The organism is Fusibacter tunisiensis (genome assembly GCF_016908355.1).
In the GTDB taxonomy this organism is placed as follows: Bacteria; Bacillota; Clostridia; order Peptostreptococcales; family Acidaminobacteraceae; genus Fusibacter_D; species Fusibacter_D tunisiensis.
Window position 1 is genome coordinate 1 of the sequence record NZ_JAFBDT010000028.1, and the last position, 25,605, is coordinate 25,605.

Annotated in this window: 23 protein-coding genes and 1 pseudogene; 20 read left to right on the top strand and 4 right to left on the bottom strand. The window is 35.3% G+C overall.

From position 1 onward, the window contains the following. Positions 1 to 171 precede the first annotated feature (171 nt). Together JOC49_RS11325 and JOC49_RS11330 are read left to right on the top strand one after the other, a co-directional pair. Positions 172 to 510, top strand: a complete 339-nt coding sequence (locus JOC49_RS11325) for a hypothetical protein (protein WP_204665152.1) — start codon at positions 172 to 174, stop codon at positions 508 to 510. Continuing rightward, positions 479 to 2,428 carry a tape measure protein gene (locus JOC49_RS11330; protein ID WP_341534681.1) on the top strand — a complete coding sequence of 650 codons (1,950 nt, stop codon included), beginning with the start codon at positions 479 to 481 and terminating at the stop codon, positions 2,426 to 2,428. Before JOC49_RS11325 ends, JOC49_RS11330 begins: the two co-directional genes overlap by 32 nt. Before the next feature lie 221 nt (positions 2,429 to 2,649). Here JOC49_RS11330 and JOC49_RS11335 read toward each other — a convergent pair whose 3' ends face one another. Then, the gene (locus JOC49_RS11335) at positions 2,650 to 2,901 is read right to left on the bottom strand and encodes a hypothetical protein (RefSeq protein ID WP_204665154.1); all 252 of its coding nucleotides are present in this window, start codon (positions 2,899 to 2,901) and stop codon (positions 2,650 to 2,652) included. 422 nt (positions 2,902 to 3,323) lie between these two features. On the opposite strand from JOC49_RS11335, the gene JOC49_RS11340 reads away from it, so the two are divergent. From JOC49_RS11340 to JOC49_RS11350, 3 genes are read left to right on the top strand one after another with little or no spacing between them, the layout of a single operon-like run. Continuing rightward, complete coding sequence (locus JOC49_RS11340) at positions 3,324 to 4,532, top strand: hypothetical protein (protein ID WP_204665155.1); 1,209 nt, start codon at positions 3,324 to 3,326, stop codon at positions 4,530 to 4,532. After that, the gene (locus tag JOC49_RS11345; RefSeq protein ID WP_204665156.1) at positions 4,501 to 5,607 is read left to right on the top strand and encodes a hypothetical protein; all 1,107 of its coding nucleotides are present in this window, start codon (positions 4,501 to 4,503) and stop codon (positions 5,605 to 5,607) included. Before JOC49_RS11340 ends, JOC49_RS11345 begins: the two co-directional genes overlap by 32 nt. Further along, positions 5,600 to 5,815: a helix-turn-helix domain-containing protein gene (locus JOC49_RS11350; protein WP_204665174.1), complete on the top strand. Its 216-nt coding sequence runs from the start codon at positions 5,600 to 5,602 to the stop codon at positions 5,813 to 5,815. The genes JOC49_RS11345 and JOC49_RS11350 overlap by 8 nt, the downstream gene beginning before the upstream one ends. A 361-nt stretch (positions 5,816 to 6,176) precedes the next feature. Here the strand turns inward: JOC49_RS11350 and JOC49_RS11355 are convergent, their stop codons facing one another. Beyond that, a complete protein-coding gene (locus tag JOC49_RS11355; protein ID WP_204665157.1) occupies positions 6,177 to 7,121 on the bottom strand; it encodes a helix-turn-helix domain-containing protein in 945 nt (314 codons plus the stop codon). A gap of 135 nt (positions 7,122 to 7,256) precedes the next feature. Here JOC49_RS11355 and JOC49_RS11360 point away from each other — a divergent pair, with 135 nt between their 5' ends. From JOC49_RS11360 to JOC49_RS11400, 9 genes and pseudogenes are all read left to right on the top strand, one after another. Continuing rightward, positions 7,257 to 8,465: an ABC transporter permease gene (locus JOC49_RS11360; RefSeq protein ID WP_204665158.1), complete on the top strand. Its 1,209-nt coding sequence runs from the start codon at positions 7,257 to 7,259 to the stop codon at positions 8,463 to 8,465. Between the two features lie 10 nt (positions 8,466 to 8,475). After that, the gene (locus JOC49_RS11365) at positions 8,476 to 9,807 is read left to right on the top strand and encodes an ABC transporter permease subunit (protein ID WP_204665159.1); all 1,332 of its coding nucleotides are present in this window, start codon (positions 8,476 to 8,478) and stop codon (positions 9,805 to 9,807) included. A gap of 1 nt (position 9,808) precedes the next feature. After that, complete coding sequence (locus JOC49_RS11370; RefSeq protein WP_204665160.1) at positions 9,809 to 10,540, top strand: peptidylprolyl isomerase; 732 nt, start codon at positions 9,809 to 9,811, stop codon at positions 10,538 to 10,540. Between the two features lie 18 nt (positions 10,541 to 10,558). Then, a complete protein-coding gene (locus tag JOC49_RS11375) occupies positions 10,559 to 11,461 on the top strand; it encodes an ABC transporter ATP-binding protein (protein ID WP_204665161.1) in 903 nt (300 codons plus the stop codon). Between the two features lie 104 nt (positions 11,462 to 11,565). After that, the gene (locus JOC49_RS11380) at positions 11,566 to 12,159 is read left to right on the top strand and encodes a type IV toxin-antitoxin system AbiEi family antitoxin domain-containing protein (protein ID WP_204665162.1); all 594 of its coding nucleotides are present in this window, start codon (positions 11,566 to 11,568) and stop codon (positions 12,157 to 12,159) included. A 346-nt stretch (positions 12,160 to 12,505) separates the two neighbouring features. Beyond that, entirely contained in the window at positions 12,506 to 13,102 is a 597-nt protein-coding gene (locus JOC49_RS11385; protein ID WP_204665163.1) for a type IV toxin-antitoxin system AbiEi family antitoxin domain-containing protein, read from the top strand. A gap of 137 nt (positions 13,103 to 13,239) precedes the next feature. After that, a pseudogene (locus tag JOC49_RS11390) lies at positions 13,240 to 13,797 on the top strand (nucleotidyl transferase AbiEii/AbiGii toxin family protein); the annotation flags it as partial. Between the two features lie 283 nt (positions 13,798 to 14,080). Continuing rightward, positions 14,081 to 15,226 (top strand): Fic family protein, encoded by a 1,146-nt coding sequence (locus tag JOC49_RS11395; protein WP_204665164.1) that lies wholly within the window; start codon positions 14,081 to 14,083, stop codon positions 15,224 to 15,226. A gap of 1 nt (position 15,227) precedes the next feature. Further along, entirely contained in the window at positions 15,228 to 15,425 is a 198-nt protein-coding gene (locus JOC49_RS11400) for a hypothetical protein (protein ID WP_204665165.1), read from the top strand. Positions 15,426 to 15,757: 332 nt separating this feature from the next. On the opposite strand, the gene JOC49_RS11405 is transcribed toward JOC49_RS11400, so the two are convergent. Further along, positions 15,758 to 16,078 (bottom strand): hypothetical protein, encoded by a 321-nt coding sequence (locus JOC49_RS11405; protein WP_204665166.1) that lies wholly within the window; start codon positions 16,076 to 16,078, stop codon positions 15,758 to 15,760. Between the two features lie 127 nt (positions 16,079 to 16,205). On the opposite strand from JOC49_RS11405, the gene JOC49_RS11410 reads away from it, so the two are divergent. Genes JOC49_RS11410 through JOC49_RS11435 form a run of 6 tightly spaced genes read left to right on the top strand, consistent with a single transcriptional unit; the run spans position 16,206 to position 24,539 of the window. Continuing rightward, complete coding sequence (locus JOC49_RS11410) at positions 16,206 to 16,475, top strand: hypothetical protein (protein WP_204665167.1); 270 nt, start codon at positions 16,206 to 16,208, stop codon at positions 16,473 to 16,475. Positions 16,476 to 16,485: 10 nt separating this feature from the next. Then, complete coding sequence (locus JOC49_RS11415) at positions 16,486 to 16,803, top strand: hypothetical protein (RefSeq protein ID WP_204665168.1); 318 nt, start codon at positions 16,486 to 16,488, stop codon at positions 16,801 to 16,803. After that, entirely contained in the window at positions 16,794 to 17,828 is a 1,035-nt protein-coding gene (locus tag JOC49_RS11420) for a Wadjet anti-phage system protein JetD domain-containing protein (protein WP_204665169.1), read from the top strand. Before JOC49_RS11415 ends, JOC49_RS11420 begins: the two co-directional genes overlap by 10 nt. After that, positions 17,809 to 19,374: a hypothetical protein gene (locus JOC49_RS11425; protein ID WP_204665170.1), complete on the top strand. Its 1,566-nt coding sequence runs from the start codon at positions 17,809 to 17,811 to the stop codon at positions 19,372 to 19,374. Before JOC49_RS11420 ends, JOC49_RS11425 begins: the two co-directional genes overlap by 20 nt. After that, complete coding sequence (locus JOC49_RS11430) at positions 19,375 to 20,130, top strand: DUF6063 family protein (RefSeq protein WP_204665171.1); 756 nt, start codon at positions 19,375 to 19,377, stop codon at positions 20,128 to 20,130. 2 nt (positions 20,131 to 20,132) lie between these two features. Further along, positions 20,133 to 24,539 (top strand): coiled-coil domain-containing protein, encoded by a 4,407-nt coding sequence (locus JOC49_RS11435; RefSeq protein WP_204665172.1) that lies wholly within the window; start codon positions 20,133 to 20,135, stop codon positions 24,537 to 24,539. 57 nt (positions 24,540 to 24,596) lie between these two features. On the opposite strand, the gene JOC49_RS11440 is transcribed toward JOC49_RS11435, so the two are convergent. Next, positions 24,597 to 25,605 (bottom strand): EAL domain-containing protein (locus JOC49_RS11440; RefSeq protein ID WP_204665173.1); only part of this gene is annotated, 1,009 nt, incomplete at its 5' end.

Here is a 25,605-nt window from a genome sequence, read left to right on the forward strand (position 1 = left end):
ATTCCTTCCATGATGTAATCCTTTCATAATCATAATCAAAACTCTTTGATTTTCCAAGAGTTTTTTGGAACTTACACACTTTATATTACACTGTCCAAGAATATCATCAACAGAATACGTTGCTTTCAAGAATTTGGAAGCTGAAAATGATTTGAAAGGCAGGTAAAGAAAATGAACAGAAACATTGATGTTTTAGGTAAAGAACTATTGGCGGTACGATTCAATCTAATACCTTTAATGCCGGAAATAGAACTTGGTGGAAGTGTGCTTGATGAGATTAATGAGTTTGCACGATTGACTAAAGATGGGGTCATTGTACTTAATAAAGATCATCCAGGTTATGAGATTGCAAAAAGGCGTATGATGAAGATTGTTAAAATGAAGGACTATGAAATTAGCTTCTCAATTAACTATCTCAATGAGAAAAAATCGGATGAACCAATGAGAGAATTATACAGAACAATGCTCATATTTGAGCGTGATAGAAGGTCAATTAAGAAGGGTAGGTGATATATTGGGAACACTAAGAAGTGCGATAAGGATTCAAGATGGCATGTCCCCGGCTTTTAGATCTATGAACAGTACAATGAATATGGTTATAAGTAGCTTTGAAGCACTTAATAATGCATCATCAAGTGCAATCGACACCAGAACCATTCAAGCAGCACGAACTGAACTGAATAAAGCCGAAATGGTATTCAATGAGATCGAGCAAAGTATTTCTGCTGCTACTAATCAACAAGAAAAATTCAACCAAGTTCAGCGAAACACAACCAACGGTGCAAATGCATTACTTGGAAAATTCAAAGGTATCGCAGTATCACTTGGTCTTGCTTTTGGTGGTAGGCAAATCATTCAGCTTTCTGATGAAATGACCTCTACAACTGCAAGACTCAATTTGATGAATGATGGACTTCAGACAACCGCAGAACTACAAGAAAAAATATTCCAATCTGCTCAAAAATCAAGAACGTCATACATGGACACCGCTTCAGCAGTTTCGAAGCTTGGTATTCTTGCCAAAGAAGCGTTCGGATCAAATGATGAAATGATTTTCTTCGCTGAACAAATCAACAAACAGTTCAAGATTGGTGGTTCAAGCATCAGTGAATCAACCAATGCGATGTATCAATTAACCCAAGCGATGGCAGCCGGAAGATTGCAAGGTGATGAGTTCAGAAGCATCATGGAAAATGCACCACTTCTTGCACAATCAATTGCTGAATACATGGGTAAATCGGTTGGTGAACTTCGAAAAATGTCATCTGAAGGTTTAATCACCGCGGATGTCATCAAGAACGCATTGTTTGCTTCAGCGGATCAGACAAATCAAAAGTTTTCTGAACTGCCAATGACATTTGGTCAAGTCGCAACTATAATTGGAAACACGATGCTTCAGACATTTGAACCGGTCATCCAAACAATCGGACGTGGTGCGCAAGTTATTTATGATAATTGGTCAACCATTGAACCGGTATTCTGGGGACTTGCGGTCGCAGTTGGATTTTATGCGGTAGCAATGGGATTAAGTGCAGCTGCAACATGGTTAGCAGTGCAAGAGAATAGGGCATTGATAGCAACCATGTTATCGAACCCGATCTTATGGGTGGCAATTGCAATCGGAATTTTAATAGGCATTATTTATAAATGGGTCCAATCAGTCGGTGGAATAAAAGTCGCATGGATGATCACAATGAATGTGATGTTGACCGCTTGGGATGGTTTCAAAATAGCAATCATGACAGGTGTTTATGGTGTTCTCAATATGTGGGATATGCTCACAGTTGGACTCATGATCGTTGGTGTAGGAATTGCAAACATCATGGGTGACATGAAAGCGAACGTCCTCACTATACTTCAAAATATGGTGAATGGTGCGATTGGAATCATCAATGATTTCATTAGTTTACTGAATAAGATTCCTGGTGTTTCGATTGGTATGATCAGCGAAGTCACTTTCGGATCAGCAGCACAACTTGAAAATGAAGCTGAAAAACAAGCAAGGAACGCAAGTCTTGAAGGTTACAGAACTTCAATCGATTCCAAAGTCGAAGAACGTAATGCAAAACTTTTGACCATGCAAACCGATGCAATCAATGCGAATGCAACCCGTCAAGCTGAAATAAATGCTGCGAAGGTGGATGCACTTGCAAATAAAAACGAAGAAACGTTCATGAAAACCGCAGAAATAGCAGACAACACCGGATCAATGAAAGATTCCATGGAACTATCTGCTGAAGAACTCAAATATCTTCGAGAGATATCTGAACGTGACGTGATCAATAGATTCACTACCGCTGAAATCAAAATCGATATGAAGAATGAAATGGCGGTAAATAGTGAACTTGATATCGATGGTGTGGTCACAAAACTTGAAGAAAGACTCTATGAGTCAATGTCAGTAGCAGCGGAAGGGGTGTATGAGTAGATGATTTGAACCCCCTTATAATAATGGTTGAGAGTGCCCAATATCATACAGGAGTGTTGTTTGATGGGAAAGCTCATCTCAATATATAAAAGCCAGTGTGGGCATTCAGTGAGGGGACAGTGATATCAATTTAAGCCAATGTAGGTTTACAATCCAAAAAAATGATAAAGGTGCAATGGATGTTCTAGATTTCTAGATTCATTGCACCTTTATCATTTGAATCATCTGAATACGCGAATATTCAAGATGTCCTTAACAGGGATCACATAGAGTAGGTCTGTGCATGATTCCCTTAAGACCACTACATTAGATGCTTGAGGGTCTTCAGTTATCACCACACCACCTTTTTCAATGCTAATTGTTGTTACATCATGTTCAGATGGTCCGTATGCCACCATTAACCCATGTTTTTGAGCCAAATGCTCAATATGTTCCTTCTCTTGTTCAGTATGATTGAACCAATATTTGATCACAAGATCACCACCTTTCACTTATAGTATTCATAACTGTCTCCTTCGAGATTACATGTGTCCAAAAGTACTGGAAAAATCAAAAAAATCACAAAAATAAATTATTCGGTGATGGGTTAAATCTCAAATAATTAAACTTAATATTTGTAAGTTTTGACACTAATTGATTTTTTTCTATAAAATGGCTAGAAATACGTACTTTAATGACCAAATTAGTTAGCTTAAGAAAAAGTTACAAAATGTAAGTATTAAAACTGACACTTTTTTGTGACACTTTTTATGTGAGTGGAAGAGTGAAATCAAATTATCCATAATTCATTATTTTATGAGGATAGAAAAAAACTTGATAGATTTTCCAATTTTAATGGTTTAACGTCAAAATTAAATGTATAATTTCTGTAAGAATAAAAATTGAGAGGTGTATAATGAGATTTAATCTGCCATTGACGTTTACTGAAGGTGATTATCTACAAGTACCACCGCTGAAGAGGTTTTTAAAAAGTAATAACGTCCCATTAGCGGAAGTGAAAGATGAATTGATAACGGCTTTACGTAATTTTGCAAGTGAAAGTGATGCTAATAAGACTAATGCTATTACATGGTTAAGCAAGGCAATAAAAGAAGGAACAAAAGATTTTTGCTACAGAAAATTTTACATATCGGATCAAATGGGTATTAATGAAAGTATTATAACTGATTTGATTTTACAGGCTTTTCCAGATTATATTGACTCTAATATTATTGAGACAACTAACTCTTACGAGATGAAATTGGTTAAATATGAGATAAAAAAAGAAGATGATGAAATTGCTATGATTTCATTCACATTTTCAAGGTTGTATTTAGAAGGTAGCCAAGTGAATACTACTGGACAATCAAGAATTTATCCAGTTTTTGTTGATGTTGATATGAAGGAAGGTTTTATTATTGGACGATCAAAAGGTAAGGCAACATTGTACGAGTATGATGAAGAAAACCTTTTGGTAAAGGACAATAAAGTAACTACAGTTACACAAATTGTTCAATGCATTAAATTGGTTGAAAATGCATTCTCATTTATGAGAGTAGATGTAGAAGCAACTAGCAGCGTTAATTCACAAATATTGAATTATAAACTTTACAATGAATTTTCAATGACTCCAGAATTTGTTATCGAGAAGATGAATCAAGTAGAAGAACTAAAAAGTAAATTTGCCAAAGATGTGTTTGATGATTTGGAATTGGATTATAATGAGTTGGGTAGTGCGCTTGACGATCTCGGAATATTTTTGGAAAAATATATTTCACTCTCGGTTGATAACGAAGAAATATTCAAACAAAATAGGTTAGCATACCTGACAAAGGTTAGTTCTGAAGATGAAGCTGACTTAACAAGAGTTGACACTGTATCTAGTGATAGCAAACCTTTACAATGCACACCAGCATTTTTTGATGGCAAAAAGGCTGTCATTAAAAGTGGGAGATGTAAAGTTATTAATTTGAGTTTCAAGAAGCAAGTTGAATTATATCAAACTGCTAAATTTTTTAGTGTAAAGTTTGGTAACTATAAAGGATATGGTTACTTTAAGACGGTTCAACATGCGGAAGAGGGGGATATTAATAATGTTATACAAACAATTTATCAGCATTTCTAAAATCCTTAATGAAGAGTTAATCTCAAATTTTGATTATTGGTTGGCAACTCTACCTAATAGAAGTAAAAAGGGATTAACGTTATCAATGATTGCATCAAAATTTGGAATCGATACTTCAATTGCTGAAGTAATAATTGATTATTGTATAAAGCAAGGTATTTTCGAAGAAGAATACTTAATTAGATGTGATAATGATGAGTGTGAAATGCCATTAGAACATATTACTTTGGATCAAATAGCTGACAAAGTTAATTCGGTTGTTACATGTAATAGATGTGATCAGGAGTTTAGAATCTCATTTGATAATATCTATAAGACGTATAAGGTAATCAAAAATCCTGAAGCAAGTAAAGAAGAAATTAAAAAAGAAATTTTGAAAAGATTGGGGACTGAATCGAACGGTCATCAAGAAAATTTTAGTAGAGCTGATTCATTAGCGAATGATAAATTCAAGATATATGAGGCATATTATAATCCAGATGAATCAGCATATGATGAAATGACCCAATTATTTGAAAGTCTAGACAATGATTATGGCAAAAACACTACTAAAAAAGGGGAAGTTCTAGAAGAATTGGCTCTAAAAATTGTGACTTCAATAAAGCACGTAAGTGGAACAACCAAATTAACTTCATACACAAACCAATTTGATTGTGTAGTGCAGCAACCAATATCAACATCATATCCATCATTAATGAATTTCATGACACCATATTTTATCATTGAATGTAAGAATGAAGCATCTTCACCAGGAACCACTTACTTCCACAAGTTGTCGAGCATTATGGATAAGAATGAAGCTAAATTAGGATTTGTTTTTTCAAGAAAGGCTGCTGGTAAACCAGCATTACAAACTGCTCGTGAAACATATCTTTCAAAGTTAAGTGGACCAAAACCTCAATATCTTATCAATTTATATAATAAAGATCTTGGTATGATAGTGAAGGAAAGAGAAAATTTTCTAAGGGTCGTTGATTTTAAAATGATGGAACTTACATTGAATGCTAGAAATGCAAACTATGAATGGTTTGTTGAGTCTAAGGGAACTTCCGTTGAAAGGCAAAATGATGTATGATACTACTCAAATATATACTGTGACTGAAGTATCTAAGATTCTAAAATGTAATCGTAATTACGTTTATAAGTTGATAAGTACCGGTCTTTTACCGGCATTGAAACTTGGAACACTCAAGGTGAGAAAATCTGATCTAGACAAGTTCTTATCCAAATATGTTGGATATGATATTACTGATCCAGAGAATATTAAACCACTCAATCCGTGATACACGTATGATACACATAATTTGTAATAACTCTAATAATAGGGTATATTTTATTATATCGTTGATAAGAAAGATAGTAATATCAACGGGTGCAAACTATGAAAATCATAAAATTACGGAGTGGGAATAACCCAAAATTTTTCATGAGTGACATATGATGATATTTCATTGTATTTGGTGACACATCATATCATATGTTTCAGTACTATCACCATTTCATGAGTAAATAGATATAAAATTGAAAGAATTAAGCAACTAAAGAATAATGCACCCTTTTGAATAACAAGTGAAAGTATAAACTTGTCAATCAGAAGGGTGCATTTTGTTTTTCGAGGCAAACAAACACATTTATCACATCGAATCATAAATTCGAAAAATCTAACTCATACTTATTCTTTATGAGTTCCAACATATGATTATAGTGGACGTCATCATCTGTAATTTTTATGACATAGAGACACTTTTTAAAAGTTTCAACATAAGAATCAATCTGAAGTTCCATTTCTGCGACTGCTTTTCTTAGAAAAAGGAAATGGAGCAAGTCAAAATGTCCTTTTGTTAGTGATATTCCAATGCCTTTCTGCGCATATTCAAGCGCTTTATCATGTTTGTCAAGCCTGTGATAATTGTATGAAATATGTGATAGAGACTTTATTACATATAAATCCTCAATTTTATCACTATATAGTGTGCTGTCAATAATAGTCAAAATATATTCGGAAATTTGTATGCTTTGTTCACATTGTCTCAGGTCTCCTAAGCAAGTCGCAGCAACAAGCAACAGCCTGATTTCAAAGGAGGTATAACGAAATGAAGCGAAGTTAGCAATATCAAAGTCTGGTATGGTTAATTTGATTGAATTTAATATTGTTTCAAGAGCCAATTCAATATGCCCTTGATATCGAACACTTGTTGCATATAGTAAACCATCGATTTGGTTAAAAATCAATGGATTAATTAAATCGATTTGATTAGAAGTATTCAAGGAAGTCATAAAATCTTCATGTATTTTTTTAATGTCATTAAACTTCCCGCGAAGCATCAGAAAATCCAATTTATCATAGAATTCGAAAATGAACTTGTTCTTATTATATGTATTGAACAGTTTGTGAATATCAGTTTTGTAAAATTGACTTAAATGAGCTAAAGTGTCATAACGAGGTATTGTATAACCATTTTCTAACTTTCTCAATGTATCTACATTAATTCCAATAGATTCCGCAACGAAAGATTGTGAATAACCGAGTGAATTTCTTATAGCTTTCATTTTCTTTCCAAATTGATTCAGATCATATGATTCAAACAAAGGTAACTCCTTCCCCGATTTCTATCGGGTATTAATTATTCCTATTTTATTATATCATATAAATAAGTTACAATAATAAGGGCATAATTTAATTGAGTATATAATATCTTGATTGTAGATTAAGGAGGCGATAACTTGCTATCTTTGTTGAAAATCGAACTGTATAAATTAGCTAAGTTTCGTAAAAACCGAATTGTTGTTGCCATGTTAATTGTATATATTTTTGCATCTATAGGATTTCAGTACTACCAAAGTAAAACCTATTTGAACGAAAAAGGAGCGTATTTCATACGACTGTCAGAGTATTCAGGAGTTAAGGCTGCAGCTATTGATGCTGAAATATCTAATCTTGAGTCTTTGAAGGGTGTCGTTGAACCTCGGATGAGTGATAGACTTGAGTTGTTCACCAATTTAACACGGGCGCAAAGTAATATTGGTTTTTTTATGCAAAAAGAAGAAAAGAGTAATGATGCTTTTATTGTTTACTCGCAAGTACATTTATTTCAGAGTCTTATCGATGCTCTTGAAAGAGATCTATTTACTGAAGAAGAAATTCTACAAAGAAATTATCATATTGATGATTTAAAACAAGATTTAGCACTTGCTGAGTATTGGAACACGTATAAAGATGAAGTCGTTCTAAATCCTTACACTGTGACTGGTGTTAGTGGATTAAGAGCATTTTTTTCATATGAAAACCTGTTTATCCTCACTATTTTCATTATATTCATCGTCTTGGATGTGTTCTTGATAGAGAGCTCAGGTGGAACCTATAAGCTGATAATGACTTTGCCTAAAAGCAGATTGTCGATTTATGTTTCGAAGGTGTTGACAATGATTATCGCATCGGTAATATTATTGACCGGTGCAATTTTGCTAAGGTTTAGTATTTCTGTAATAATAGGTGGTCTAGGGAATTGGGCTGATCCTGTTGTGTCTAGAGAAAGTCTTTACGGGCTATCAATTATAGGGAAAAAAGCGGAACCAATCATTATTTCAAGTTCAGAATATATTCTTAAAGGTTTTATTCTACTCAATAGTGTGATGTACTCATTTATTTTTATGCTGACTATGGTGGCAGTTTTGACTGATAAAGTAGATCAAACATTGTTTATTGTCTTTAGTGTTTTATTATTGACTTTTATCCTTGGGACACTTCTTCAGAAGACATCACCTGTTCATATGTGGTACCCTTTTATGGGATTGTTTGTCAGTGATGTCATTCAAGTGACGAAACAAACGAACTTTATACTTTGCAATGTACTTAATCTAATTTTGGGGGCTGTGAGCTTATTGATTGGTGGATTCTATTTTAAACAAAAAGACTTTACAGATAAACAATAGGAGGACGTTGATGAAAGGTTTGATTTGTTTTGAGTTAAAAAGAAGATTGCGTTCCTCTTTCTTCGTCGTAGTCATCATTGTGTTGATCATTGCAATCGTTATGGATATGGGAAAGGCGAAAACACTAAAAGATTCAAGATCTTTTGGAGATTATCCTGTCAGTTTGACGACCAATTCATACGACTGGATAGCAACTGAAACCGAAAAACGAAAAGCAGCATATTTAAAGGCTGTAGAATCTTTTGATTTGTTTTCAAATACTATGAAGCAAAGAGAGCAAGCGGCATTTGAGGATGATTACATTGAATATGCACGTCTATCCAGCTTTCATATGCTTTTGACTTATAAGATGTTTGGTGTGGGAAGTAGTGAAATAAGTGAAGCTGGAGTCGAGAGTGTCATTGGTGACTTATGGCAAGATGTCAGTGGAAATATCTCTTTTGAATCTGTGGACTTTAGACCCTTTTCAAGTTCGTATCCCGATCGTTTAGGTACTTACTTGACCGCTGCGAGGTTTTATCAAAGTATTTATGAAAATGAACTGCGTATCGAATATACAGATGAGAATACGACAGCATCTGTTCTTTACCGATATATGGATGATGTATTACCAATCGCACTATTATTTTTAGGTGTATTTTTCAGTTTTGAATCCATTAATAAAGAGAAAGAAAACGGTTCTCTGAAACTACTCATTACTCAGTCTATGCATCGTAGTAAAATATATCTAGCAAAATGGATCAGTGGTGTAATTCAAATCATGACTGCACTCTTTATTCCAATTTTCATAGTATTTGCAGCAATATTCATAAAGACGGGTAATTCCGGTCTAAAGTATCCGTTGCCATATCTTCAGGGCATATTTTCAAGAATTGTTCCAATCGCCAATTATGCGATGACATCAGAGGGTGGTGAACCAGCGACGCTTGCAACACGAGGAATTGGTCATATAGCAACTAGTGTTCCGATGACAAATATATGGATATTTCATCCAGACGTTTCGTATATGTCTCTTGCGGGCTACATCGTTTCCATTTTTATTTTGACACTTTTTTTCACTGCCTTTATTGTAGCGTTTGTACAATTGATCTCAACGGTTATCAATAATGCTCAGCTGAGCTTAGCTGCCACTTTGTCCTCTATGGGTGTCATAATCCTTTTATCGATACCATTCACACATGGTGAGCAGATCAATGTGTCTCCATTCACACTGTTTAGGCCAACACGAATCATTGAAGGACTTTATAATATTACACCACTCTCTTCCATAATCATTTTATTTTTTTCAACGGTTGTTTTAGTGATGGTTGGGTGTCAGATTTTTAAAAGGAAGGCCATATAATATGCGCAATATATTCTACAGAGCAATACCAATTCTATTAATGCTATTATTTTTAGTGGGCTGTAGTCAAAGTGCGACCCAAACGCCTGAAGTTCAGAATGTAAGGGAGGATTTGAATCCATTACAATTGCAACTACCAAGTTCAGGCGATCCTATAGTAGTCATAGAAACAGAGCTTGGTGTTATAAAATTTGTATTATTTGAGAAACTTTCACCACAAGGTGTTGATATCTTGAAAGGGTATGCCGATTCAAGCTATTACAGCAATGGTTCATTTGATCGAATCGAGCCCGGTACGGCCATTCAGATTGATTACAAATCAACTTTCCCAGATGATATGGATGATGCTGATAAGACCTACTACCCTCTTGAAAAATCACCAGAGCTTAAGCATATTAAAGGAGCCGTCAGTCTGATTTATCAAGTTGGAGAATTTGTCTCACCGAGTTTGGCTTTTATTGTTGGTGGGGATGTGAGTCAAGAAGAAATTGACCTAATGAAATATCTTGGTGAGGAATCCTATAGCAAAGAGATTATCGAAGTATATCAGAAAGAAGGTGGAATGCCAAGCCTCGATGGACGTTTCACTATTATTGGACAAGTATATGAAGGCTTTGAAGTGATAGAAGCCATCAATCAACTTCCAGTAAAAGAATCTAATGATAATAAACAGCATCACGTTCCATTAGAACCCATACCTATAAAAAAAATGAGCATTCAAATATACGAATAAACATTTGTGGAGGCAATGATGAGTCAGTTTGTTTTAGAAGTATCCAATTTGAATAAAAGTTTTGGTAAAAAACATGTTTTAAAGGATGTCACTTTTAATGTAAAACCACATGAAATCGTTGGCTTTATTGGTCCAAATGGTGCAGGAAAATCGACGACGATGAAGTGTATCTGTAATCTCATATTTCCGGATAGTGGTGTTATAAAAGTGAATGGTCATGATTTATCTAAAGACAGAGAAAAGGCACTGGCGTCTCAATCTGCACTGATTGAAAGCCCTGGGTTATATATGGATATGACAGGCCGAGAGAACATCAAACTAATTGCTGGTCTTAGAAAAATATCAAAGACACGCATTGAGGAAATATATGATTTTACTGAACTTAGAGATGCTTTAGACCGCAAAGCATCAGGTTATTCTATGGGAATGAAGCAAAGGCTTGCCCTTGGGATTGCAATCATGAGTAAGCCTAGATTCTTAATTTTAGATGAACCGAGTAATGGGCTTGATCCTACTGGAATCATACACCTTAGAAGTACACTTGAACACTTGATGGCGACTGAGGATATCGCAATTTTATTCTCATCGCATCAACTTGGTGAGGTGGAGAAGCTCGCGAATCGCATTATATGCATTAACCAAGGTAGGATGATTGAACCACCAAGTGCGCTGAATGAACAGTTCAGCTATATTTTTCAGGTCTCAAATCAAGCTAAAGCAAATGCATTAGCCCTGACTTGTGTACCTAAAGAAAAGATAAAGCTAATTGCTGAAGATGCACTGAGAGTTGAACTAAGTAATCACGAGCAGTTAGATGAAGTAATTGGATTATTTCAAAAGTCAAAAATTAAACTTTTAGATGTTCAAAAGGATGTAATGGACGTAGAATCTATTTATAAAGAGGTGTATGGTGCATTGTGAAAAATAATCTTTATGCTTTTTGTTTTTTTAAAAAGATCAATTTGTTTACCTTCGTGCTTACCTAGTGTACAATATAAGCACAAAAGTCAATGGAGGATGATCATATGGATTATCGAAAATGTCTAGAAAATTTGCTTGATAAAAACGAAGGGGTACTATTAACAAAAAACATAGTTGAAGCTGGAATATCAAAACAGTTATTAAGCAAATACTTGAAAAAGGGTTATATTGAAAGAGTTGCTCAAGGCGTATATTTATCAAAAGATGCATTTGAAGATGATATGTATGTTTTGCAAGCGCGAAGTAGAAAAGCTGTTTTTTCACACGAGACTGCACTTTACTTACATGATTTGACGGATAGAGATCCTTTGCAATATACAGTAACATTGCCATCAGGATATAACGCGACTAAGTTTAAAGATAAAGGTGTTTATGTCCATTTCATAAAAAGTGATTTGCTGAATCTGGGTGTAGAAGACGGAAAAACGCCATTTGGGAGAACTATTCGAATTTATAATAAAGAACGTACAATCTGTGACATTATTAGGAATAGAAATGTGATAGATCCCGCCATTCTTAATGAAGCTGTTAGAAGATATTTATTTTCGAAAGAAAAAAATATTCCTAAATTAATGCAGTATGCAGAAAAATTTCGTGTAGAGAAAATTATTAGGCAGCATGTGGAATCTTTAAAGTGATCCAGAATGGTGATTAAATTCTTGACTCCATTTTGACTCCAAAAAGTTTGATAGTCAAATTTTATTGTTAGTTATTTTTGATGTTTTCTAGTATTTTATAATGGCTTCATATCGTCTAGTTTTTCATATTTCAAATTTATTTTGGAGTCAACATGATTTAAATATTTTAATTTAAAATCCTTTCTTGAGAAATGGTTTCTCAAGGAGGGATTTAATACTTTATCCGCAAATATTTTTAATTGCGGATAAAGTTGAAATGATTTGATATAGATAAACAAATATAATAAAAAGAAACACATTATTAAAAAATACTTAATTTTGAATACCCTAGAGGAAGGATTCCGTTATGGATATTAAAACTGCCAAAGAAATTTTCGAAAAACATAATGGCATCATGAGAACAAAAGACCTAAGCCATCATCGTATATACAGTGTCTTTGTTAAAAAATTGATTGAAGAAGGATATGTTGAAAAAATAAAGTACGGTTATTATCAATGGAAAGATGATCGTTCATTTAGTGAAGTGGCAGTAATTGTACGACTTTTTCCAGATGCGGTACTTTGTATGGAAAGTGCCCTTCAGTTTTATGGCTATACAGATCGTACACCATCAAAATGGTGCTTGGCAGTTGATAAGCATTCAACGAAGTCTAGATTTAAAATTGACTACCCTATGGTGAAACCTTATTATATTCCGAAAGCTCAGTTAGAACTAGGTGTAGATGAGGTTTTTATTGAAGAAACTCAAATAAAAATATTCAATCGTGAACATGTGATTTGTGACTGCTTGAGGCATGAAAATAAAATGGATGTGGAGATTTTTAATAAAGCAATTCAGGCATATATAAAAGATCCCGAGAAAAATATCCCTCGTTTATTGGATTATGCAAAAATACTAAGAACAGAGACTAAAATGCGCAAGACAATAGGCGTGTGGCTATGAAGGATTTGGGAGCATCTATATTGACACGGTTAAAAAAGCAAGCTCACGAAACTGGGCTTAATTATCAAATGTGTCTACAGCTATTTTGCCAAGAAGAATTTTTGAGAAGACTATCATTTTAGCCTTACTGTAGTCATTTTGTACTAAAAGGTGGGCTTTTAATTTATACGCTTACAAATTTTCAAAGTAGAGCGACACAAGATATAGATTTTCTTATGCGTAAAATGACCAATGAAATGGATAAAGTTAAAAAAATAATGGGAGAAATTGTGAATATTTCTACAGAAAATGATTTTGTATCTTTTGAAGTTTTAGAGGCAAAAGTCATCACACAAGAAAAAGAGTATCCTGGTTTATCTGTTAAATTTGTAGGTCGCATAAAGCAAGTTAGAGTTCCGTTCTCGATTGATTTAGGTATGGATGATGTGATTGTTCCAGAAGCTGTTGTCCGGAGCTTAAAGACGAGATTGCCTGACTTTGAAGAACCTAAAGTATACACTTATTCCTTAGAAAGTACGATTGCCGAAAAATTTGATGCAATTTTAAAACGGATGGAAGGAACAAGCCGAATGAAGGATTTTTTCGACATTTACTATCTATCCAATATTTTTGAATTTGATGGACAGATGTTAAAAGATGCCATAAGGGGAACAATAACACATAGAGGGACATCTTATGACAAAAATAGTTTTTAGAGCCAATATTTGACGCTTTGATTCATGATAAAGAATTTTTTCTGAAGTGGTCTGTTAATCGTGGGATTTGGGAAAAAATCGATTAAAAAAGTGTTCGTTTTGACTCCAAAAATTCTGATAGTCAGTTTTTTCGCTGAAAATAGTGATAATTTTATTATGGGTTTATAAAAAGAATTTTGTATTGAATTAAGGTCCAAACAAAACTATTGTTATTTCAATTTAGTATGCTAAAATGAAATAAAGAGTCAATAAATTATTTCTTATTTCAATCTTGGAGGTATTTATGGAATATCGAGCTGGGCGTTATGTAACAAATTTATCAGGTGGCTCACAATATAAATCGTTTAAACCAAGTCCGTTGCCTCCAAATCCTGAGATAAAAATTGATTACGAAATAATGAATCTGGTTAGCGAATCAAATAGGGTTGTGGGTATTCTTGAAGGTAGGAGTACAAGTATTCCTAATGTCGATTTATTTGTTGCTATGTATATCAGAAAAGAAGCATTGTTATCCTCTCAAATAGAAGGAACTCAAGCTACTCTAGATGATATATTGGATCCAGACATTGATAAGAATATCAATTTGGATGTCACTGAAGTCCTTAACTACATTAAAACGTCAAAATATGGCGTAGAAAGACTTAAAACTTTACCGCTGTCAAATCGATTCTTCAAAGAAATACATCAAGACCTAATGGACACTGGTCGTGGAAGTGAAAAAGAACCTGGTGAGTTTAGACGCTCTCAAAACTGGATTGGTCCGGTTGGTAGTACTATAAAAAATGCTAGGTATATACCACCAAATGTAGAAGATATGAACGATGCATTATATGCATTAGAATCCTTTATAAACGAGGATCAAGAAATGGATCCATTCATTAAAGCTGGACTTATTCACTACCAATTCGAAACGATACATCCATTTTTAGATGGTAATGGTAGAGTAGGAAGGTTACTTATTCTATTGTTTCTTATAGAAAAAAGGATTCTAAGCCACGAAGTGCTTTATATATCATACTTTCTGAAGCGCAATCGTTATGAATATTATGAGCGTCTTATGGAAGTCAGACAAAATGGCAACTATGAGCAATGGGTGAAATTTTTTCTAAGAGCGGTTATTGATTCTGCTTCAGACGCGTTACAATCAATTGATAAAATCAACCAATTGCATATCAAAAATAAAGATTTAATTGAAAATGAGAATGTCAGATCTGTAGGAACATTTTTAAAACTGTTGGAATATCTTGAAGAACATCCGATTATTGATATTACTAAAGCCAGCAAAGACCTCGAATTAAGCTACAACACCATTTCTAGTGCAGTTAAGAAATTTGTAGAGATGGATATTCTTGTTCAGGAAGGTAAAAAAAGAAGAAATAAAGTCTTTGTATATGAAGCATATTTGCAGATACTGAGGAAAGACACTTAAGTTGATTCCCATTAGAGCGTCTCTTTTACTCGAGATGCTAACCAAATACGGAAATGGCAGTTCAACTGGATTTATCATTAACAACCCTGTGTTTTCAATTGCTACAACAACTATGCAGTTCCGAACTGCCAGACAGGTATCTGGCTACTCTCGGCTGTATTTATCATTGAAGCCATCAAATGTAGACTTAAATATTTGAAATTATTGAATGAAAGGCACAAAAATTAAGCTTTGAGTAGGTATGAAAAATAGAATTCACAGAGTGGGAGGAACAGAATAGTTGTTCTATCTATCGTTTTGTGTCAAATGATGATGTTTCGCTTATTTTATTTGATTCTAATATCACAATTTTGAAGAAAAATGGAGTCGATTGGATATTCATTTTTAACATTTGAAGAAATAAGTGAGTTTATTTTTATAGTGCTAATTTTCGTTGCAAAACCTGATGAGTTTGATATAATATCTTGACTTTTGCAGCAAAACCACAAAAAAATACCCTTGAACCCACTGGAAATAGTGTGTTTCAAGGGTTTAATTTTTTACGTTTTTTTGTAGGGTAACAGGTCTAAATTTTGGTTTCTGAAATGTTTTTTTTATCTGTTGAAGTGTTCTGATCTTCGTTGAAAAATCAACATTTGTTACGTCCCCGACATCTTTTAAAACTTCATCATAATAATCGTATAAGTAGTAGTTTTGGTCGACATTGGTACAAGTGCATTTTTTAAGACTTTCAATCATCTTTGTGATACTGTGTTTACCTTCTGTTATATGTTCAAGAATCCTTGCAAGTACAAGGGCAATGAAGCACGTAAGAAAGTGCGCTTTGATTTGACCTTCAGTTGACAAATACACGCAAACACAAAATATTATTGAACATCTCGAAAGAGTCAATGATGAAGCAGATCAAATAGTCATTAAACACATACCAAGCAGGCTTCTAAAAAAAATATATAAAGTTTATAATCATAAAAACTTCACGGTGAAAGATATATATAAATACTTTAGAGGCATACCAAATCTACATAAAATTGACACTGTCACCTATTTGGACAAAAGGAAGGCCATCATAGGATACGAGACAAATGACTATGATGAAAAAGAGTGTTTGGAGTTGACTGAAGCTGACTATTTAACTACCATGTTAGCTGTTAAAGAGGAAACTGAGATTGATCTTGCCATTGAAAAAATGTGGGACTATGCCAAAGAGCATGATTTAAAGCTTGAAGAGAAGATGTATGAGTTTATTTGAAGGAGGCCCTATGAAAAGAATAGAAGGATTTGACTTTGCACGCAGTTTAGCCATACTTGGTATGATGTTGGTGAACTATAAAATTGTATTTACTTATGGAATTGTTAAATATGAAGCCATTGGAAAGCTTATTGGAGTCTTAGAGGGGCGTGCAGCGGCAGTTTTTTTCATAGGCATGTGTCTTTTAATTGGAAGCAAATTTGAAAATTCAAGGGGCTTTAGGGCCTTGTCTGTCACAGGCAAAATGGCATTTAGTCTTTATAGGGATGATTATATTTTCAGGTACACATGTGGTACAATGGTCATGAGGTGGTATGTATGGCAGTAGCAGGCTTTGAAAGCGGAATTAAATCGGTAGAAACATTACAAAGGGCACTTGGAATTCATGACTATCATGAGTTTCATAGGGTGATTAGTGCGTTGGTAGCTGAGGGTAAGTTAAAGGCAACAAAAGGTGGGAAGGATACCAATGGCAAAATCCCGCCGCTTGCAAAAAAATACAGAATCATCGAAGAAAAAGAAGAAGATTTTTGTGAAGACTTGATTCGTGAAATTGAAATGAACTTTCCCTTATCCTTTAACCGAAGTTATTATAAGAATCACATAAGTCAGTATCGCGAAGACAGAGAATGGGTTCTCAAGATATGCGCTTATCACAATCGATCAGACCGGCCACTTTCAGAAGAAATGTCAATTAATGAGCGGATTTATGATATTTTTAGAATGGAAAAATTGGGAACGGACTCACGGCTGATTTCCATTTTTAAAAAATTAAACATTGATTTTAAAGACTTGAACTGCTATAAGACGCCAGAGCCTTTTATTTATTTTTCGAAACAAGAAAAGAGAGCTCATAAAATACTGATTGTCGAAAATAAGGACACTTGGTATACCATGAGAAAGCTTATGAAAGAAGGGCTGGGGCCCTTTGACACCATCATTTATGGTGAAGGAAAGAAGATTATAAGCAGTATAGAAGAAATTGAAGTTCATCAGAAGCAATACTTCAGAAATACAGAAAGTGACTATTATTACTTTGGAGATCTGGATGATGAAGGGCTGAATATATTCTTAAAGCTAAAAGAAAAAGTGAATCCCGTGAATATTGAACTTTGGAAAGACGGGTATCACGCAATGATAAAAGCTGCAAATGACCCTATGTGCTGGCGGAAATATAAGGTTCAAAAGAGCTTGAATCGAGATCAGATTTTCACGGTCTTATCATTTTTTTCGCATGAGGAATTAGAGAACATCGTATATAGATTTTCAGAGAATTTATATTTGCCGCAAGAGATCCTGAATCATAGAATACTCAAGAAAATGTGGGGGAAGTATGTACGAATTTTTGAATAATTTTCATAAACGTATGGAATTGGTTGCAATTCACCACTTCATGAATGAGATTGCAGTGGTAAAAGAAGGGTTGAGGCAGACAGCGCTTGATAAAAAAGAAGCCCTAAATCTGCTGATGCAGCTCTTGTGTTTCATTATGGAGAAGTCGCTTTTAGAGCAATCATGTACGTTAAAAGACATAGCCTCTTATCTCGAGTTTTTGCATATAGAACAGGCATTTGATGATCAGGGTGTGGATTACGATGAACTTGCAAAATACTTGGTGAGGGACGCCCTCCAAAACAAGGGGAAACCCTATTACTTTGAGTCTTATGATTTTAGCGGGCAAAACCCCACTTCTTATTTCATACGATTGATAGAAGATCGATTGGTTCAGACAGAAGGAAAAGAGGTGTTTAGTTATAGCCTGACAGCTCAAGGCTTTCAATTTTTGTTCAGCACGTTGGAAGTTGAAGAAGCTCTGCAGATGAATTTTGAACAATTAAGGTTAAAATATGCCATTCAGAAAAGAAATTTCGGGTCCGCTAAAGAAAGCGTAGATAACCTGTTTACACTCAATAAAAAACAAATTCTTAAAATTCAGGAATACATTCGTCAGATTAAAGAAGACATTGGTATGTTTTCTGCTCGGGATTATGAAGAAACCTATCGTACAACTTTTGACACCCTAAATGAGCAAAAGGAAAAACACGAAGAACTTTACAAGTTGATTTTGACGACGAAAGAGCAATACTACAGCCAGCATATGGAAAAAGAGACGATTAAGCTTGAAGAAGACTTAAGGCACATCGATTATATTCAAAGTCGGTTACAGCAATTGCTTGGAGAGCAACTCAAAATGTTCAAACAGCACCAGACACTCAGTGAAGTTTATAATGATGCAATTAGCAATATACTTTATATTGGTTTTGAAAACCGATTGAACATCGAGAAAGACTTATTGGAACCCTTTGAAGAAAACATCCAGGCGTTTGAGGGTATGGCGAAAATCTTGAAGCCTTTGTTTTTACCTAAAATGAAGCGAATTTTCAATTTTAATCTTGCCTATGCTGCGCAAAGGATTGAGGAAGAAGAAAACGACCTTGATGAAAAAACTATTTTTTTTGAAGAGCGATTTGATGAAGAGTCAGAGAGACTGTATCAGGAACGCATTGAATACATTCATGGGGTTTACGATGAAATTGTGACTCAAATTCTAATGGGCATTCGTGAAAATCCGATGAGTGGTGTCAAGTTGTCCTCCCTATTCAGCAGGGTAGAGGATGTTGACCTGCTTCGAAATGTTCTTGTACAACTTCACAATGATTATCATTTGGACATTAAAGCCATCCTTAAGGGAAGTGAATCCCATGTTTATACCCCTGGGGAGGATTTTGATTTTGGATATACACTATCTAGAGTATTAAGACAACATGAAGCTTTGAACACTTGCAATTCTATTGAAACTCAAGTTGTCTTCAATGAAAAGATTACCATTAAAAGTGAAAACGGAAAAAAATACTTGAGGTGTTTTGAAATGGAATTTTCAGACAAAAGGAGCCAATAAATGGATGAACAAATTGTCATTGAATTGGAACAACACAAAAGTGAACTGCATCAAAGCTATGTGATGGCCACAAAAATCGTATACTATCTTTTGGACAAGGGAGAACTCTCCATTGACGACCACAAAGAATTTTATTTGGCTTATAGTGATAAATTGATTCAGCAGGCAGTGGATGAGATTGCCGAGTCATTCAAGGTTTTGATTCGGAGATACAACCATGTTATATATCTGATGCCCAATGAAGACAATGAAGTGATCGGCATGAAGATGCAAGACTTAAGAAACATTGCAGGCTCTGTAAACACTAACATCACGGCTTACCTATCCATGTATATCATGACCCTTTTCTTGCAACTTTTCTATAATGGTGTTGGCGAAAGTTTAAAAACCAGAGATTATGTTAGCATCCGTGAGGTTGTGGATTTGATTTCAGACAGACTTGAAAAAGCATCCATGAAAGAACGTATTTTGGATGAAGAGGAAGACACGGGCTACAATGTTATTGCAATCAAGGAGCATTGGAGTGCCCTTCAAGAGGACGACGAATTTCATCGGTCCCGAAACAGTAAGTTCGGTTATGTTCGAAGTGTGGTTAAATTTCTTGAGAATCAAAAATTATTCATACAATACAGTCATGACAACATTAGACCTACAGCTAAACTGACAGCACTTATGGGCCACCAGTTCCTGGATCAGAACCGTAAAGAGAAAATTGAGCGGCTTTTCAGTGAAAATAGTGTGCTTTTGGAGGAATAGAGATGCCTAAATTAAGCAAGTTTCGTGTGGTGAATTTGACCTATAACGACACGAGACATATATATGACGAAACGTTTGATTTTAATAATGGGTCCAACGGTATGATGCTTCTTGCAAATGGTGGTGGTAAAACTGTTTTGACTCAAATGATGCTCCAACCTGTAATTCCAAAAACAGATTTGAAGACACGAAAATTCGCTGATTACTTCAAAAATAATCATAAACCGACCTTGCTCATGAGCGAGTGGATTCTCGACAGCGATGCTGGAAAACTCTTGACGGGTCTGGTGATTCAAAACCGGGTTAGAAGAAGGCGTGGACAGGATGATGACCAGGATGTTTTGCATATAACCACCTTTGTAATTGAATACCATCGGACAGAAACCTATAATATCCATACTATTCCAGTTGTTGAAAGAGATGCCCAGGGGCACCGACTGATGCGGACTTATGATGAAATTGTCAATGACCTGGACAAGCATGCCAGAAAATATAAAGATAAGGTTTTTGTTTTCAACTGGTCTGATTCCGCTGAAGCAAAGCAGAGGTATGAGACAAGACTTGGCATTTATGGCCTTGTTCAGCAGGAATGGCGTGAAACGATTTTAAAGATCAATAAGGAAGAGGCTGGACTGCAGTCTTTCTTTAATGATGCAAAAAAAAGTGAAACCTTGATTCAGAAAAAAATACTACCTATTATTGAGAATAAATTGAGTGATCGCAATTCTGAGAAGGTGGAAATCCAGTCCCTTGTAAGGAGCCATGCCCATCTGCTGGTGAAAAATGATCAAATCATAAGAGATGAGAGGATCTACAATCGGTTTGTGACTGAAAGCATACTCTATGAAAAAGAACTTTTGGGGTTAAAAGAAGCTGAAGCGTTAAGGGATAAGGCAGTAGACCATTTAAGTGGGCTATATTTAGGGTTTAAGAATCTTGCTCTACATGTACATGATGAAATTTCAAAGTTTGAAGCGCTTAAAAAAATCAACCGACACGAACAACAGACCATTAAGTTTGAAGAAGCAAGCTATGAGTATTATAAAAAATGGGATGATAATGCAGCAAAGATTGAAGAAGCGAAAACCCTTCAGCAAAAGATTTTGACTTTAAATGAAAAGCTCCAGGAGATAGCACATCAAAAAAATAGACAAGAAGCCATTAAACTCTACCATGCAATGGCAAAAATTGAAGAGGCGTTGAGGGTTAAGCAGGAAGAGCTCAGTATAATCTTGGAAAGCGAAAATGATTTTGAAATAGATGCTTTGATGAGCGTTCTAAATGAAAAATACGGTATAGAGATTGACCGTTTAACTTTATTGAAAGATGAATATATAGAGGAACTGAAAGGGTTGGATGAAGGCATTAAGTTGCTTAACGAACGGATAATTCGTTTAAACCAAGACATACGGGCAGATCGGGACCAGGAAATGGCTTATATTACCCGTATCCGTCAGTTTGAAGATGGTGTAAAGCAATTAAATGCGCAAAATCTTGACTTTAAATGGGAAAAGCATCCCCTTTTAAGTGAATATGATCCAGGACTTTTGGAGGCTTATCTTGTAGGTCTGCAGGCAGATTTAGACCGAATCCTTGAAGAAACCAAGGCTATGGAAATTCAAATTGAAACAGATGAACAGAATATTCTATCAAGCGAACAGAAATTGTCTAATGATAAAGTCGCGTTGAATACATTGGAAAATCGAGCAAGTAATGAAAAGAAAAAATTGGATGATTTTAGCGAAAAATATGCCGAAATCCAAGATTTATTGTCACAATATGGCGTTTTAGAGGACAGTCTGTTTCAAAAAGATGAAGTGGAATCCCAGCTGAAATCGATGATTCAAGAGCGAGAGTTAAAACATCAACATCTGGTCTTGGAGAAAGCCATTGTGACTCAGAGAATGGAAAGTTTAAAGGCTGGTCAACTTAATGCATTGCCAGAGGAATTTGCTTCTTTTCTTGAAAGTCATCAGATAAGATATGAATTTGGTTATAATTGGCTATTGAACTATCGGGGAGATGTGATTCCTGAAAGCCTTTACTTGGAACACTTCACTGTATTGCCATATGCCCTAATTATGGATGCTGAGGATTTGAAGCGGTTTAGGGACTTGATTAAAGCCTACCATCTGACCATGGTTGTCCCAATTGTAACCCATGAGTTTATTAAAGAGGTACTTCAAGGGATAGATGTAAGTTCAAACATTGAGGGTCTTTATTATCATACATCTTTTGACAGCAATTTAATGGATCGTGCGTACAGAGAAAAAGAAATTTTAAAATATGAGAATGAAATTGCTAAAATTGATGAGGACTCTGCCCTCATACAAGAAGGCATCGGACGAATTCGTAAAATTCGCTTTACCTATGATGCATTTCTTAGTGAATATGATTGGCATACAAAAGACCGTTTAAGCCAAGCTTATGAGCTGACTTTGGGTGAGATTAATCAATTAAGAAACACAATTGAAAACCGGACTCTTTTTATAACGGAGACAAGAGGGGCACTTGGCAGGAAGCGGAAAGATCTGAAGGAAAAAGAAGAAGCAGGTCGGTTTGCAGTTAGCCAGAGGAAGCAATACCTCCAGTTAAAGGAAGATTACCTGAAATTCTTGGAACTTACAGAACAGAAAAATCAGGTTCATTTGAGGCTTATAGAGAATGAGCGGCTATTGAGTTCTATACAAGTAGAAGCAGATCTTAAAAAAACAGATAAGGCCGCTTTAATCAATAAAACAACCAAGAATGATGACGTGTTGGAAAAGATTAAACTCAAACGGGCGAGATTTCAAGCTACAGCTGAAAAGAACTTTAATAAACATCCTTTTCACAACGAGACGATCGAAACTTTAGAGGCTAAATTTTTAGCTTATAATCAAAGCCATGGTCAAGTGAAGGATATTCAATCCCTTGTTGATGAATGGCAAAGACAGACCAGCGAAAAACGTGCGTTGTTGAGGGGACTCAATGTGCAGGAATCTTCCTATATTTCCGCATCTTATGATGCAGTTCTGCACAGGGAGTTGGTGGAAAGACTCCAAAGGACTGAAGAGGACCTAAAACAACTTGAAACTGAACATATAAAGTTACAAGCAGTGACTGATAACAAGCGCATTGACTTGGAAAAACTGAAAGAAAAGATTCTCGGTGAGTTTAATGAGGGTGCTTTGGCTTCGAGAGAATCCATTGTCCGGACAGATTTCAAGGAGAGAAAGCATGAAAATCAAGCCCAATATAAAGCGTATGATTCAGAAATTGCAAGGTTCAATAGTCTAGGGGCATCTATAAAGGCATCGTTAAATCGGCTTGAAGACGGTGCTGAAAATGAAATTCATGATGCGGAGCCTGAAGTGTTTTCCATTGAAATCACTGAAGCTGAAATTGAGTCGATCAGTGGTGAAATTGTAAAAAACCTCAGGCGATTGCGTAAATCTGTTGGGTCCATCAAACAAGGATTGACCGAGTTTTACAATAGGTTGAATGTAGAATTCAATCAGGAAAATGCTTTGCTTAGAAGTCTTTTCCAGAACTTGTTCAAGGGGGATAATTGTTATTCTTATGAGTTCACTAAAAGGGTTTTTGACCAGGCAAGGACATCCATTGATGTGATGCTTAAAAAGCATGAAACAGATTTAAAGAATGTTAAAGAATCTGAAGAAAAGTTGTACAACTTTGTGTTTGAAAGGGTTTCTACGGTATACGAGCAATTAAGAGAAATAGACAAGCATTCATCAATTGAGTTGAAGGACAAGTACCAAAAGATGCTATATATTGAGATGCCAAAGAAAGAGACCCTGGACGTTGTAAAACTCAAGAATTATTTAAAGACGATTATTAGTTATTCCAAACATCGGATTGAAGAAAATGAGGGTGGTGACCTCGATAAATATTTGGACAGTCACTTGAATCTGGACAAGTTGTTTGATGAGTATGTTCCAATTCGAAGCATTAAAGTCAGTATCAGCAAGATTGAGCAAAATAAAGTCTCAAAAATCCCCTGGGAAGCGGTCGGAAAAGTTTCTGGTGGAGAAGAGTTTGTCAGTGTGTTCATTTTATTTATTTCCTTGATGAGTTATGCAAGGGGGTATCAACTAAGCCGGAAACAATCTGGAAAGGTCTTGGTGATGGACAATCCCTTTGGACCGGTTTCGTCCGAGCATTTACTGGAGCCTTTATTTAAAATCGCCAAGACCTATGATGCCCAATTAATCTGTTTTACCCATATCAATACCAGTGCCATAACCAGCCAGTTCGATTTGATTTACTCACTTAGGGTTGTTCGGGATGCAGGAAGTTCTCAAGAGCATGTTGATGTGAAACTGATCAAAGACTTAAGGTCTGGTGACGAGTATTTGGAAAGTGGCCTGTTTGAAACCGGGGATGTAGAGCAACTGGAGATTTTTTAAGGTCACACTGAAATTTTAAGACAAAGGGACAGTTTATTATGCTTGAAGGACTGTCCCTTATTTTTTTTTGGGGGTCAAAAGGTCCATTAATTCATCACTGGAAATTGGCTTGCTATAATAGTAGCCCTGTATGGTATCACAGCCGATTTCGGTTAATATTTGAACTTGTCGTTCAGATTCGACACCTTCTGCCACCACTTCAAGTCCTTTGTGGTGTGCCAGTTCAATGATGGTTTTAGCTGTATATTGATCAAATTCATTTTCCGCAATATTATCAACAAACAGTTTGTCAATTTTAATGACTTCTGCTGGTATATGCTTAAAATAGCTCAAGGAAGAATAGCCGGTACCGAAGTCATCTAGAGCAATTTTTAGGCCAAGATCTTTCGCCTTTTTTATTATGTCTTCGCTGGCTTCTGAATGTTCCAGCAAAGTGGTTTCAGTCATTTCAAGGCAAATGTTTTTAGGTGTCACACCCGTTTCAGCAATAAGTGCTTTCAAATCATTGTAAAAATTGGGATGCATTAATTGGACTGGTGAAATGTTGATGTTAATGATAAAATTTTCATCTATTTTTGTATTAATTTCTTTTAGAATCAAAAATGATTCTTTTATAATCCACTTGCCGATTTCTACAATTAGCCCCATTTCTTCAGAAGCTTGTATCAATTGCAAGGGAGATACCCTACCTAATTTTGGACTAACCCATCGAATTAAGGATTCTGCACCAATAAATGATGTTGTAAGTTCTTTCTTATGGATGAGCAACTCATGTTCTACTTGCTTCCTCTTTTTTATGTTATTTCTAAGGTATAAAATTAAAATACTTTGGAGGACAATTATCATAGCGCCGGATAAAAGGTAAGGTAAATATCGGATTAGAGGACTTTCGAGTTTATTAATCAAGGTGACATCACTAGGAAGCGCTTCCAAATTTAAGTTGAACGCACTTGCGACATTGTAATCAATAACTTTAACTAAAATAGCCGAGAAGTCCCCCGCCTCTAAGCCACCTTGCTCACGGAGTGAGAGTGCAGGTGGGGGATGAATCGGCTTGTTTTTGACC

What these genes read in the sequence shown, in the direction of transcription:
- JOC49_RS11325 (WP_204665152.1), top strand. Translation starts at nt 172, where the DNA reads ATGAACAGAAACATTGATGTTTTAGGTAAAGAACTATTGGCGGTACGA.
- JOC49_RS11340 (WP_204665155.1), top strand. Translation starts at nt 3,324, where the DNA reads ATGAGATTTAATCTGCCATTGACGTTTACTGAAGGTGATTATCTACAA.
- JOC49_RS11345 (WP_204665156.1), top strand. Translation starts at nt 4,501, where the DNA reads ATGTTATACAAACAATTTATCAGCATTTCTAAAATCCTTAATGAAGAG.
- JOC49_RS11350 (WP_204665174.1), top strand. Translation starts at nt 5,600, where the DNA reads ATGTATGATACTACTCAAATATATACTGTGACTGAAGTATCTAAGATT.
- JOC49_RS11365 (WP_204665159.1), top strand. Translation starts at nt 8,476, where the DNA reads ATGAAAGGTTTGATTTGTTTTGAGTTAAAAAGAAGATTGCGTTCCTCT.
- JOC49_RS11370 (WP_204665160.1), top strand. Translation starts at nt 9,809, where the DNA reads ATGCGCAATATATTCTACAGAGCAATACCAATTCTATTAATGCTATTA.
- JOC49_RS11375 (WP_204665161.1), top strand. Translation starts at nt 10,559, where the DNA reads ATGAGTCAGTTTGTTTTAGAAGTATCCAATTTGAATAAAAGTTTTGGT.
- JOC49_RS11380 (WP_204665162.1), top strand. Translation starts at nt 11,566, where the DNA reads ATGGATTATCGAAAATGTCTAGAAAATTTGCTTGATAAAAACGAAGGG.
- JOC49_RS11385 (WP_204665163.1), top strand. Translation starts at nt 12,506, where the DNA reads ATGGATATTAAAACTGCCAAAGAAATTTTCGAAAAACATAATGGCATC.
- JOC49_RS11395 (WP_204665164.1), top strand. Translation starts at nt 14,081, where the DNA reads ATGGAATATCGAGCTGGGCGTTATGTAACAAATTTATCAGGTGGCTCA.
- JOC49_RS11415 (WP_204665168.1), top strand. Translation starts at nt 16,486, where the DNA reads ATGAAAAGAATAGAAGGATTTGACTTTGCACGCAGTTTAGCCATACTT.
- JOC49_RS11420 (WP_204665169.1), top strand. Translation starts at nt 16,794, where the DNA reads ATGGCAGTAGCAGGCTTTGAAAGCGGAATTAAATCGGTAGAAACATTA.
- JOC49_RS11425 (WP_204665170.1), top strand. Translation starts at nt 17,809, where the DNA reads ATGTACGAATTTTTGAATAATTTTCATAAACGTATGGAATTGGTTGCA.
- JOC49_RS11430 (WP_204665171.1), top strand. Translation starts at nt 19,375, where the DNA reads ATGGATGAACAAATTGTCATTGAATTGGAACAACACAAAAGTGAACTG.
- JOC49_RS11435 (WP_204665172.1), top strand. Translation starts at nt 20,133, where the DNA reads ATGCCTAAATTAAGCAAGTTTCGTGTGGTGAATTTGACCTATAACGAC.